This is a genomic window from Nostoc sp. 2RC (assembly GCF_014222165.1).
Taxonomy (GTDB): domain Bacteria; phylum Cyanobacteriota; class Cyanobacteriia; order Cyanobacteriales; family Nostocaceae; genus Nostoc; species Nostoc linckia.
Map to the genome: position 1 here is coordinate 1 of NZ_JACKZU010000238.1, position 12,615 is coordinate 12,615.

9 protein-coding genes and 1 tRNA gene are annotated in these 12,615 nt (G+C 41.5%); 4 read left to right on the top strand and 6 right to left on the bottom strand.

All coding sequences use genetic code 11. The features are described from left to right. Window positions 1-315: 315 nt before the first annotated feature. From GNE10_RS23160 to aroH, 3 genes are all read left to right on the top strand, one after another. Complete coding sequence (locus GNE10_RS23160) at window positions 316-612, top strand: hypothetical protein (protein WP_185567178.1); 297 nt, start codon at window positions 316-318, stop codon at window positions 610-612. Between the two features lie 958 nt (window positions 613-1,570). Beyond that, on the top strand, window positions 1,571-2,392 hold the full coding sequence (gene sppA, locus GNE10_RS23165) for a signal peptide peptidase SppA (protein WP_185567179.1): 822 nt from the start codon (window positions 1,571-1,573) through the stop codon (window positions 2,390-2,392). Window positions 2,393-2,494: 102 nt separating this feature from the next. Further along, window positions 2,495-2,908 (top strand): chorismate mutase, encoded by a 414-nt coding sequence (aroH, locus tag GNE10_RS23170; RefSeq protein ID WP_185567180.1) that lies wholly within the window; start codon window positions 2,495-2,497, stop codon window positions 2,906-2,908. A gap of 45 nt (window positions 2,909-2,953) precedes the next feature. Here aroH and GNE10_RS23175 read toward each other — a convergent pair whose 3' ends face one another. Both GNE10_RS23175 and crtR read right to left on the bottom strand, forming a co-directional pair. Beyond that, window positions 2,954-3,112, bottom strand: coding sequence for a hypothetical protein (locus tag GNE10_RS23175; protein ID WP_185567181.1), 159 nt, complete (start codon window positions 3,110-3,112; stop codon window positions 2,954-2,956). Between the two features lie 41 nt (window positions 3,113-3,153). Beyond that, window positions 3,154-4,044 carry a beta-carotene hydroxylase gene (crtR, locus tag GNE10_RS23180; RefSeq protein WP_099067356.1) on the bottom strand — a complete coding sequence of 297 codons (891 nt, stop codon included), beginning with the start codon at window positions 4,042-4,044 and terminating at the stop codon, window positions 3,154-3,156. Window positions 4,045-4,481: 437 nt separating this feature from the next. Between crtR and pyk the strand changes: the two genes are divergently transcribed. Then, complete coding sequence (gene pyk, locus GNE10_RS23185; RefSeq protein ID WP_185567182.1) at window positions 4,482-6,248, top strand: pyruvate kinase; 1,767 nt, start codon at window positions 4,482-4,484, stop codon at window positions 6,246-6,248. A 119-nt stretch (window positions 6,249-6,367) separates the two neighbouring features. On the opposite strand, the gene GNE10_RS23190 is transcribed toward pyk, so the two are convergent. The 4 genes from GNE10_RS23190 to GNE10_RS23205 all read right to left on the bottom strand — a co-directional run. Then, window positions 6,368-8,149 (bottom strand): M61 family metallopeptidase, encoded by a 1,782-nt coding sequence (locus GNE10_RS23190; protein WP_185567183.1) that lies wholly within the window; start codon window positions 8,147-8,149, stop codon window positions 6,368-6,370. Window positions 8,150-8,292: 143 nt separating this feature from the next. Next, a tRNA-Gly gene (locus GNE10_RS23195) sits at window positions 8,293-8,363 on the bottom strand. A 54-nt stretch (window positions 8,364-8,417) separates the two neighbouring features. Further along, the gene (locus GNE10_RS23200) at window positions 8,418-9,665 is read right to left on the bottom strand and encodes a hypothetical protein (RefSeq protein WP_185567184.1); all 1,248 of its coding nucleotides are present in this window, start codon (window positions 9,663-9,665) and stop codon (window positions 8,418-8,420) included. Window positions 9,666-9,764: 99 nt separating this feature from the next. Next, window positions 9,765-12,615: GAF domain-containing protein (locus GNE10_RS23205; protein WP_185567185.1), on the bottom strand; the 2,851-nt coding region annotated here is incomplete at its 5' end.

Sequence of the window (12,615 nt, forward strand, 5' to 3'; positions counted from 1 at the left end):
TCTCCCCACTGCCCAATTTAAAACCCAGAAGATTAACTTAGTTTAAAGATGTTCTCAGAAAATAAAGCTGGTATTAAACGCGTTTGTGAGAAATTAATAGGTGCTAACTTCGGCTGTAAGCTTTGCTAGACAAGTGTTTTGTAAATTCAAGTGGTTTTTAACATCTCTGGAATGTGGCGTAACTTGTGGCAGTTTCTTTTAATGAAAACTTAAGATTTTTGACAGATTGCCTGCTTGCAAGCGATCGCACGTATTGTAGAAAATGACAAACCTCTATCTAGCTATTGTCATCTTCATTCACGGAGTTTGTGTTCAATGACTATTTTCACTAACTTTCTCCGCTCCTTGGTATTAACGCTCGTTTTTAGTTTTGTCGCTCCGATTTTTCTGGTTGGCACAGGATTGCTGTTGTTGTTCGTAATCGGTCAGTTTCCTGGCTTACAAGATTTAACTGAGGCCATCGCAACTGGAATTGTCCATTTTCTCGCCACTTTCGGTAGTGGTACTCCTCTACGCGGATTATTTGTCATCAGTTTAACCTGTGGTTTTGTTGGCACCCTGTTTGACATTTACGTTTGTTATCGGGGTCAAATTTTACGAATCGATTCTTAAGTAGTGAAAATAGCTTTGATTGAGATACTCATGAATTGACAAAACTAAAAAAGTTATGTTGACCAAAGCCAAAGTCTTGCTAGGGCACTCTACAGGAATCCGGTTTGATATCTCAAATGATGCGTAGTCAGGTAATAGCGAATAGCCAACAGGGAAAATGGTTTCAGAGAATATAGGTGTACGGAGTTATTTTGACCGAATCAAATAGGAGTTCTATAGATAGTCATTAGTTTTGCTCAATAAGTTTTTTATTAGTTAAAATTACTCATTAAATACTTCTTAAAGTATTAGTTATTCATTTCTAACAGGACTTACGCAAGTGTCACAAAAAATCATTTTTTTTTGCTTGTAGTAAGGACTTCAGTCCTTATGAGAGGACTAAAGTCCTTACTACAAACTTAAAATAATATGCCAGTTGCGTAAGTCCTATCTCATAACTAGCCTAAATGTGTGACCATAATAATAATCTGACTCGATTGATAAAATTATTTGCTTGGGTAGGAAGTAAGGAATCAACCTTTTTAATATAAGGGCGAGTTTTTCACTCAATCAAGTATGATTTGTGTAACACTATTTCACTTTAATGTTGATACATTTACTCAAGTTTCAGGACTATTCAGTAAAGACGCAACAGTAGAAATGATTTGTATCATTTATTTGCTGAACTAGGATGACACCAAATATTCTGCTATTTTCCATTTGGAAGAATAGGGAACATAGCCTTTATTAACGATCCCAGAGGACGCTAAACTAGAATTTGGTATTTTATATTAGCCACAATCTACAACAACTCCATCAGCATCCAGCGAAAATGCCATATCAAGGTCTCTGAAAATACAAAAAATTTATTAAAATTTTCAGGAAATTATCCCTGCTGATGTTTTTTCACAGAACAAAGAAAGTCGTTTGAGCGCTGGGCATCTTATATTAAATTTATTACGAGGTATGTTGATAACTCATGGTTTGGCCGTTTAAGCCCAAGTTTAAGAAACAAATTGCGCGCATTGAAATTACTGGTGCGATCGCCGGTGCTACTCGCAAACGCGTCTTAGAAGCCCTCAAAACTGTAGAAGAAAAAAAGTTTCCGGCTTTATTACTGCGTATCGATAGCCCTGGCGGTACAGTGGGAGATTCTCAAGAAATCTACAGTGCCCTCAAGCGTTTGCGGGAAAAAATTAAAATCGTTGCCAGCTTTGGCAATATTTCGGCTTCTGGAGGAGTCTACATCGGTATGGGAGCCGAACACATCATGGCTAACCCAGGTACTATTACAGGTAGTATTGGTGTGATTCTGCGTGGGAATAATTTGGAACGCTTATTAGAAAAAATCGGCGTTTCTTTTAAGGTAATTAAGTCCGGCCCTTACAAAGATATTTTGGCTTTTGACCGAGAACTAACTCCACCAGAAGCAAACATTCTTCAAGAATTGATTGACACAAGTTATCAGCAGTTTGTCCAAACAGTAGCTGATGCCCGTTCTTTGGCAGTAGAAACCGTCAGAAGTTTCGCCGATGGACGGATTTTTACTGGGCAGCAAGCCCTAGAATTAGGTATTGTAGACCGCCTGGGTACAGAAGAAGATGCTCGTCGTTGGACAGCAGAACTAGTGGGACTCGATCCAGAAAAAACTCTTTGCTATACCCTAGAAGAACGTAAACCGTTATTGAGTCGGGTTCTACCAGGGAGTCGCCAGGTTTCATCCGGAATTCGATCTGGAATTGATTGGCTGGAATTTGAAATGTCTACTAGTGGTTTACCCTTGTGGTTGTATCGACCCTAACATCAGTTAGGAGTTAAGAGTCAGAAGTTGAGAGTTTTAACTCCTAACTCCTAACTCCTAACTCCTGACTCCTAACTTTTCTGTTTTAAGGAGGATTTTGGCGTGGAGTGGCAAATGCGGGCTATTCGCGGGGCAACAACAGTTGCCGAAAATACTGTTGAAGCAATGCGAGAAGTGGTTACAGAATTACTTGATGAACTAGAAAATCGGAATCAATTCCAAACTAGTGACATTATTAGTGTCACTTTTTCAGTGACACGGGATTTAGATGCTATTTTCCCGGCTGCCATCGCCAGATCGCGTCCGGGTTGGGATAATGTGGCAATGTTAGATGTCCAACAAATGCATGTCGAAGGCAGTTTACAGCGCTGTATCCGCTTCTTAATTCACGCCAACCTGCCAGTTTCCGCCTCAATTCATCATATTTATTTACGCAATGCCGCTAGCTTGCGTCCAGACTGGAGTTTGCCACAGTCCTTACAAACGTCACAGCCAGCAGTCAAGTCAAAAGTATAAATTATTTAGACAAATTTTATGTAAAAAAGAAAATTGAATAAACTATTACATTGGTAATTGGGCTGCTGAACGTGGTGTTATTGATGGGAAAATATTACTAACTTTTTGTTGTGATTTGCCATTGAAGGAACACATTGAAAAATATGGAATTGTGCAGCGATCGCACTCAGCACTCAGTTGATTTTGAAGCCTTGTGTTGCTCATGATGTACTTTTGTCACGTAGCGATCGCTTTATCTAACAACACTATTCCTTATGATGATTAAATCTAATTCCTAAAAAAATGTCATAAAGAAATTCAAAAAAGTCTTTTTTTTGTAACAAACCAGAAGTCTGATAACAACCTTTTTCATCTAAAAGAGGCTTCATCAAGTAATAAGTAGGCTGGTAATTATACCAAGGAATAGAAGGCCACAAATGATGAATTAAGTGATAGTTTTGTCCTAATATCAAGATATTAAGAATTGAATTAGGGTAAACACGGGCATTTTTCCAGCGATCGCGCTCTAAAAAAGGACGATGAGGCAAATAATCAAAAAATAATCCTAGTGTTATCCCGACTACAAAAGCTGGAACTAACCAAAAATTAAGAATGTAACCTAAAAAATGGTACTGAACTGAAATATATATGATTGAAGCGACAATTAAACGACTAATGAACCATTCTAATAGCTCATATTTCCGCCACAATCGGCGTTGAAAGAAAAATACTTCATGATACAAAAACCGAAATGCAATTAACCACAAAGGGCCGCCTGTAGAGACATAATGATCTGGGTCATCTTTGGGGTGATTCACATGGCCATGATGCTGCAAATGTACTCGTGTAAATACTGGAAAAGCAAAAGCCAACATCAATGCACTACCATGTCCTAATATTGCATTAATTATTCGATTGCGATGGGCAGATTGATGACAGGCATCGTGAATTACTGTCCCTGCACAGTGCAAGGCAATAGTATTAACACTAAAACATAGCCAGTGCGGCCATTCCCAAAGCCAGTAACCAAAGTTAGATAACACCAACATTCCTACAGCAGCCGAAAACAGCAGTTGTGTTGGATTGAAATCACCAGGAGGTGCTAAAAATTCTTTTGGCGGGATTGTTAATGGCTTTTGTGCCTCCGACGCAAGCATTATTGACATTGAATCCTTACTTTTCGATCAAACATTACGAATATACGATAAAGATTAGGGAATAGTAAAGATTTATAAATTTTTATATACCAAGATTTATCCAGAGCTTAGCCTATCGGCAGATGAATAAAGTTATGATTCCAGACGAGGCTTAGTCTTTGCTCATGAGTAGGGTGTCAAGGGAGATGAGGGAGCAGGTGAGGCGGGGAAAAGGTTAAAGGTTAAAGGGAAAAGGAATAAATTTAATCTTTCCCCTTTTCCCCGGTTGGTGAGCTTGTCGAACCATACCCCTTTCCCTTACCCCATAACCTGTTTAGCCCATGCCCATTTCTTCTATAACCCTACTCTAACTGCTTAAATCTTATAGCAGTGACCAGAAAGGAGATGCCATTTAAAGTTACGATGACTTCCCAGATAGCTCCCTAAATTCAGCCCCTATGCAATTAAGAGATTCTCCCCGCCGGAAAAAAATTGTCGCTACTATTGGTCCCGCCACAAGCAGTCCTGAAATGCTGAAGGCGATTATTGAAGCGGGAGCAACGACACTGCGGCTAAACTTCTCCCACGGGACTCATGCAGATCATCAGCGTAATATTCGCTTAATTAGACAAACTGCTTTTGAACTTAATCAACCAGTAGCTATTCTCCAAGATTTACAGGGCCCAAAAATTCGCTTGGGAAAGTTTGACAATGGATCTATAGTTGTAGCAAAAGGCGATCGCTTCACCTTAACAAATCGCCCGGTTATCGGTACGCAGGAAATTAGCTGTGTTACCTATGATTATTTAGCCCAAGAAGTTCCGGTTGGTGCAAAAATCCTCCTTGATGATGGACGAGTAGAAATGCTCGTAGAGGAAATTAATCGCGATAAAGGTGATTTGCACTGTCGCGTTACCGTGGCTGGAAAACTTTCTAACAACAAAGGCGTTAACTTTCCAGGAGTTTACCTATCAATTAAGGCAATGACCGACAAAGACCGAGAGGATCTGATGTTTGGTCTAGATCAAGGTGTAGATTGGGTAGCACTTTCCTTTGTCCGTAATCCCCAGGATTTAATGGAAATTAAAGAGCTAATTTCCAGTACAGGTAAACAAGTGCCAGTGATTGCCAAAATTGAAAAACACGAAGCCATTGAACAAATGGAAGCGGTTTTGGCTTTGTGTGATGGTGTAATGGTGGCCAGAGGCGATTTGGGCGTAGAACTACCAGCAGAAGATGTCCCCGTCCTGCAAAAGCGGCTGATTGCAACAGCAAATCGCTTAGGAATTCCCATCATCACTGCCACTCAGATGTTAGACAGCATGGTGAGCAATCCTCGTCCTACTCGTGCCGAAGTGTCAGATGTAGCCAATGCGATTTTAGATGGCACGGATGCGGTGATGCTTTCCAATGAAACTGCTGTAGGTAATTACCCAGTGGAAGCAGTGGCTACAATGGCACGCATCGCCGAGCGCATCGAGCAAGAGGAAGCGCACTCAGCAGTACGTCAACTTAGAGATACCAGACGCTCTATTCCCAACGCTATTAGCCAAGCTGTGAGTCAAATTGCCGAACAACTGGGAGCAGCAGCAATCATGACTCTAACCCAAACGGGAGCAACAGCTCGCAATGTCTCAAAATTTCGTCCCCATACACCAGTTTTAGCGGTCACACCCCATGTGAACGTGGCGCGACAACTACAAATGGTGTGGGGAGTAAAACCATTGCTAGTACTGGGATTGCCTTCCACAGGTCAAACATTCCAAGCTGCAATCAACGTGGCTCAGGAACTCAAATTACTATCTGAAGGAGATTTGGTAGTCATGACTGCCGGCACACTCCAGGGAGTTTCTGGTTCCACAGATTTGATTAAAGTTGAGGTAGTAACAGCAATACTAGGTCATGGAATTGGATTAGGCCAGGGTTCGGTGAGCGGTCGCGCACGGGTGGCTAATACTGGCATGGATGTTAGTAACTTTAATCCCGGAGATATTCTGGTTGCTTCCCGCACTAATGCCCATTTTGTAGAGGCAATTCGCAAAGCTGCTGGGATTATTACGGAAGATGAAAGTCTAACAAGTCACGCAGCAGTCATCGGTTTACGTCTTGGTGTGCCAGTGATTGTCGGCGTCAAGCAGGCGACGCAAGCAATTCGGGACGGCGCAATTATAACCCTGGATTTACAACGGGGTTTGATCTACTCTGGGGCGGTGAAAACGTCTTAGTACTGGGGATTGGCTTTGCTAAGGGAAAAGGGGAAAGGTTAAAGGGAAAAGGAGGGATCTTTCGTTTACCCTTTGCCCCATACCCCATGCCCAATGCCCCATGCCCAATGCCCAATGCCCTAAACAATTGCGATCGCTACCCCAAGCCATGCGGCAAAGTTTTGCTGCTGTGTAGAATTGGGAGAATCAACAGGTTTCACTTGATACCTGGTAGGATTTGGTGAACCTAGTTTAATGGAATAAGTACGCAGTTCGTCTTGGTGAAAAACTGCGACCTCAATGCGATCGTTTGCTTGGTAATCTTTGAGGCGATCGCTTAAACTATTGGCTGTTACCTTAATTCCATTAATTGCCAGTAACTCATCACCCGCATCAATTCCCCCTATTTGTGCGGGTGAACCTGCTTCTACAAACTTAATAATCTCCCGTCCATTTTCAGTATTGATTCTGACACCAAAGTATGGTTCTTCCTGCTGTTCTGCTACTAACTGTAAACCAAAGGGTTCTAAATACTGATTAAATGGCAAATCTTCAGTGGTATGAATATAGCGCTCGAAAAAGTCAGCTAAATCAATTCCTGCCACAGATTCTATAACTTCTTGCAACTGTTCTTGGGTATAGCCAATTTCCGCTTCTCCAAATTGCTGCCACATTTTCAGCATTACGTCATCGAGGGAACGCTGATTGCTGTGAGTTGAGCGAATCAATAAATCCAGCAATAGCGATATCATTTCTCCTTTTAAATAATAGGAAATTTGGGAATTACCGCTATTGGCATCTGGCCGATACAGTTTAATCCAAGCATCAAAACTCGACTCAGCAAGAGGCTGTACTTTCCGCCCCGGTGTAGTCTCATATCTGGTAATTTCTTTACTTAAATGATTCAGATAGGACTTAGCATCATAAATTCCTGCCCGTAAAGGAATTAACAAATCGTAGTAACTAGTAGTTCCTTCACAAAACCACAAGCATGGAGTGTAATTTTCCTGGTCATAGTCAAAAACCTCTAATGCTTTTGGGCGAATTCGCTTGACATTCCACAAGTGAAAGAACTCGTGTGCTACTAATTGCAGAAAGCGATCGTATTTTTCTGGAACGCGAAACCCAAAACGCTGATAAATTAAAGAACAAGAATTTTTATGTTCCAAACCCCCAAAAGCTTGACTAAATAAATGTAATAAAAACACATATCGTTCATAGGGCAAACCGCCGAACATCTGTGCTTCTACCTGAATAATTTTTTGGATATCAGCAATCATCTGCTGAATTTGATAATTCCCTTGTCCCCAAATTGCCAATTCATGGGGTTTCCCCAAAACCTCAAATTGATATAATTCGTGGCGACCAATTTCAAATGGGCTATCCACGAGAGTATCAAAATCGCTAGCCAAAAAAGTATTCGTTTCGTTGTTAATGGCAGGTAAAGCAGTAGTGACCCGCCATTCTGGGTACGGTGGTACGATGGTGACACGAATCGGTTGTTTTTCCCAGCCAGGTATTCTAAAAAATATTGCTGCACCGTTGAAATAACCGTGGGTAGCATCTAAGTGATTTGTCCGTACCGATAGCTCATTGGCAAAAATGCGGTAACGCACAGTTAATTCTGAAACACCTATTTTATCTACCTGCCAATGGTTTTTACTGTTTTTCTGCCAAGGCAAAGGCTTGTCGTCCGCAAAAGCCACAAAATCCTGTAAGTTTTTGGCGTATTCCCGAACCAAGTATGACCCTGGTGTCCATACTGGCAGTTTTAAATCAAGAATCGGCCAGGGATAATTTACAAGGCGTAAAGTCACCTCAAACAGATGAGTTTCTGGTTCAGGCATTGCCACCAAGTAATGAATCGTTGGTGCAGTTTCCTGGATATAACTATTAGGGCGAGATGCAGTTGCTTCAGTCATCTTGTCTGCTGGAGTAAATATAAATGAGATTATTAGATTTGTCCCATTAATGACAAATTTGTTTTTTTATGCTTTGCGTCCAGACAAATGAAGCTGTATATAGAAGCAAATACTATCTAACAAAAGCTTTTACTTATTCTCAAAGCGGGCGGCGGGAATCGAACCCGCATTAATAGCTTGGAAGGCTATAGTTTTACCACTAAACTACGCCCGCAAGTTTCCAACTTCTGAATTATAACACACTTATAAAAAAAACTCAAATATTTAATTAATTGGAATTGGCAGACTGAATTTTGATTCGGACATACAGATTGCTGAAATCTGGTTTTGTACCATCTTGATTCTGGGCTGGAAGAAAGTTCTCTGTTCGGAAAATTTGGTTTAGGATTTGCTCATATGTACTTTTTTCGCTTCCCAGTGTTGCTGGTTGTATTTCTAGCACTATGGCTTGTTGAAAGTTGCCATTGCGATCGATTACTAAGCTAGCTAAAAGTTGTGCTGGCTGAAGTCCAGAATTTTGGGGGAGAAAACTGGGGTCAAATTGTTTTGTATTACTACCTTTATATACAGCGATCGCATCTGGCAAACCATCCTGTATAAATTTTCCTGATTTTATCAAGTTACTCACTTCATCTCTAAGTAAAGGAGCTACGATCGCTACTGATGCTCCCTGAGTAGAAGTTGGTGAAGTTTGCCCTGTGGGAGTTGGTGTAGTTTCCCTTGGTGGGGTTGGTGTAGTTTGTCCTGTGGGAGTTGGTGAAGTTTGCCCTGTGGGAGTTGGCGCACTTCCACTTGGTGGAGTTGGCGGAATTTGTCCTGTGGGAGTTGGCGGAATTTGCCCTGTGGGAGTTGGTGTAGTTCCCCTTGGTGGAGTTGGTGTAGTTTGTGGGGTAGGAGTTGGTGTAGTTCCCCTTGGTGGAGTTGGTGTAGTTTGTGGGGTAGGAGTTGGTGTAGTTTGTGGGGTAGGAGTTGATGGAAGACCCGATGGTAGCGGCGTTCCCTGTCCTAATTTTAAATCTTGACGGCGGTTCCAAGGAAGATTACCCACTGGAATTGTAGGTGTAGGTGTCGCTGTGGGTGTAGGTATCGGCTTGGGAACTTTTTTTTGCAAAGAGGGTTGATTATTAGTTGGAGAAATATCGGTTTTTCTCTGTGATTGGAGATTATCGGCAGACTTAATTGCAGTAGAATTTTGATTTTTTGGCGTAGTTCTTGCTGCTATAGACTTTTGAGTTGAAGATAATTTCTTTGGTGAAACTATTTTAGCTGTTGATTGGGATTTGCTTGTTGATTTTTTTGGAGGAGCAACGTCTATCAATTCAATGGGTATTGTCGATTGACTTTCCTGAGGAAACCAGAGAATAAATATATTTGATGAGCGCATCAACAACCAGAACACCAGCAAGTGGAGAGACACTGAAGCGACGGTGACAGAAATCCACAAACCTGGTGGATCGGTGTGTCGCCTCCAGACTTTGGCTGGAATTGGAGTTTTGTCTGCAACCGATGGTTCCATATTATCTTTGAAACTGCTTCTGATTAAGCACTTTTACTAATTTGTATGCTTTAACCAGTTATCAGTTTTCACTCCCTAATTTAGAATCCAGTCTAAATTTTAGCGATTAATCATTACCTCTGATGTAACGGCGAAAGTTAGAACTGTTTCATCAACTCCTTTCAGTTCTAAGGGACTTCCTTTAGTAATTTCTTCTTCTTGCAAATAATCTGCCACAGCAGCAGAAACCAATATCGTACCGGGAATAGCAGCAGATTGTAACCTAGCAGCAATATTCACACTCGGCCCAATGGCAGTATAATCAGCACGTTCAGCACTGCCAAACATTCCCACAACTGCTGTACCTTGGTGAATACCACAACGAAACTGCACGCCAGTTTGTCTGTCACCATCAAATACACCTTGTTCTCGCCACCGCTGGTTTAATTGATCCAAAGAGCGGTGCATTCCTCTGGCTGTATTGATAGCACGACGTACTTGTTCGTTGGGAGTTAGTTCTTCCGGCGCTCCATACAAAGCTAAGATAGCGTCTCCCATAAATTTATCTACAGTGCCGCCATTAGCAAATACAACCTTGGTCATAGCTTCTAAATATTCATTGAGCAACTCTGCTACTCGCCGCGATCTAAGGGTATTTGCTAGCTGCGTGAAACCCACAATATCACTAAACAAAACTGTAATTAAACGTGGTTCTGGACGCAAATCTAATGCCAAATCTCCAGCGGCAGCTTTTTGCACCAACACAGCCGGCAAAAACCGCTTGAGTACGGATTCTGTGAGATATGTATTTAATTCCGAGATTCGTCTTTCATTTTCTTTCAATGCTAAGAGGTTGCGAACCTCTGCTAAAAGCTCCCTGTCATTGAATGGTTTTGCTAAATAAGCATCAGCACCATGTTCTGTGCCTTCGATGCGAGTTTCTTCGTCAACTTTGGCTGTGAGCAAAATGATTGGTATTCCTTTCAACTTTTCCTCGCTGCGGATCATCTGAATCATTTCAAGTCCGCTAACCAAGGGCATCATTAAGTCAGTAAGAATCAGGCTAGGTATAATTTCTTTAGCTAGGCGATACCCTTCATAACCGTTACGAGATGTTTGTACTTGATAGCCATTGCGACGCAGGATATCAGATACATAACTTCGTAAATCCGGGTTGTCATCCACAACTAGAATACAGTGCCCTGTGCCCAGTGGTAATTCTTGAGTTTCAGAAGTGGGCAATAAGTTTTTTGTAATATGTTCAAAATTATCTGCTGTTTGATCTAGCAGTTCTAAATCAGCCAGTTCTACACTAGCCCGACTTGTGTTTAGTTCAACAGGGGTTTCTAGGACTTGCTCTGTGGGTAAGTGAGCAGTACCAGTAACTAGCGATAATTTAAAGGTAGTACCTTCACCATAAACTGAATCTACACTAACTTGACCGCTATGTAATTCTACTAATTCTTTAACTAACGCTAAACCCAAACCACTACCTTCATAGGAACGGTTTGCTGAACCTTCAGCTTGCCGGAAGCGCTCAAATAAATGGGGAATTTGTTCTTTAACAATGCCAATTCCAGTGTCTTGTACTTCTAAGATGCAGCGATCGCCTGCGAATTTTAGCCTGACGCTGATTGTCCCACCTTCGGGAGTAAACTTCATGGCATTTGATAGCAAGTTGTAAACAACCTTATCAAATTTTTCCATATCCAAGTACACCGTAGGACATTCATTTAACTGTGTAGTCAGTTGCAGCCCTTTTTTCTCGCAGTAGGGGCGAAAAGATTCAACAATTTGGCTGACAAATTCCACTAAATCGCAGGGGCGAAAACTAGGCTGCATTCTTCCTGCATCCAGGCGTTGTAAATCCAGCAGTTGATTAACCAGTCGCAGCAAACGACGGGAGTTACGCAAAGCAATAGTACTTTGGGAATAAGATAATCCCTCACCAGCCCCCACTGCTGACTCTAAAGGCCCCTGAATCAAGGTAATGGGAGTGCGAAATTCATGGGAAATATTTTGAAAAAATTCTGTTTTTTGTTTGTCTAATTCAAATAAGCGTTCTGCTTGTTGGCGAGTTTTTTCATATAAGCGTGATTGCTGTACAGCGATCGCAGCCTGAGCTGCTACTGCTTTAGCTAAATCGATGTCAGATAATAACCAATTACGTGTTTTATTACTTTCACATAAAGTAATACTACCGATGCATTTGCCATCAGCTAATAATGGCACCACCATTAGCGATCGCGCTGGCATTTTCAAAGACAAATCAAAACTCTGTATTTCTCTGGGAGAATGATTGACATCAATAATTACTACTGGTTCGTGTGTCTGGAGGATCTCTTGTAAAATTGGATTCTCTTTTATGGAAGTTTGAGAATTAGGTAATTCAGTTAATAGGTAATTATTGTTACTTATATTTTTGTCTCTAACTGGCGAACCGAAATTTTCCCTATGTTGAAAGCTGTCATACAATCCCACAGACTGAACAAACTCGTCTTCCTCTGTCCACAGAGATAGAACACAGCCATCAACTTGTAAAGCTTGTCCCAATTGCTGAGTAATAGCTGCAAAAATATCTTCAGGATCTAGGCTAGAGCGAATCGCACTAGTAATTGTATTAATCAAACTCTCTCGCTTAGCTAGGGCACGTACTTGTTCGTAAGCATAAGCTTGAGATAAAGCTAAGGCTGCTTGATCCGCTACCATCAATACTAGTTGCACTTCATCGTCTCCCCAGGAGCGGGGCAGGGAACACTGGTGCAGTGCTAGCACTGCCATCAATTCCTGTTGACAAATTAGTGGTACAACTAAACTAGAACAAATTTCTGCGGCAGCAAAAGCTTCTCGACGTTGTTGCAGTTCTGGGGTGTCACCCTGAATCCGCTCATCTTCTATTACATCATGAATTACTTGAACTTCACGGGTTTCCCAAACCGTGTGAGCCAGCAAAGAAGAGGGGGAGATGGGG

Bases quoted from the DNA above. Each gene is read 5' to 3' on its own strand.
- GNE10_RS23200 (WP_185567184.1), bottom strand. From the start codon at position 9,665: ATGGAACCATCGGTTGCAGACAAAACTCCAATTCCAGCCAAAGTCTGG.
- pyk (WP_185567182.1), top strand. From the start codon at position 4,482: ATGCAATTAAGAGATTCTCCCCGCCGGAAAAAAATTGTCGCTACTATT.
- GNE10_RS23175 (WP_185567181.1), bottom strand. From the start codon at position 3,112: ATGAGCAACACAAGGCTTCAAAATCAACTGAGTGCTGAGTGCGATCGC.
- GNE10_RS23190 (WP_185567183.1), bottom strand. From the start codon at position 8,149: ATGACTGAAGCAACTGCATCTCGCCCTAATAGTTATATCCAGGAAACT.
- GNE10_RS23160 (WP_185567178.1), top strand. From the start codon at position 316: ATGACTATTTTCACTAACTTTCTCCGCTCCTTGGTATTAACGCTCGTT.
- crtR (WP_099067356.1), bottom strand. From the start codon at position 4,044: ATGCTTGCGTCGGAGGCACAAAAGCCATTAACAATCCCGCCAAAAGAA.
- sppA (WP_185567179.1), top strand. From the start codon at position 1,571: ATGGTTTGGCCGTTTAAGCCCAAGTTTAAGAAACAAATTGCGCGCATT.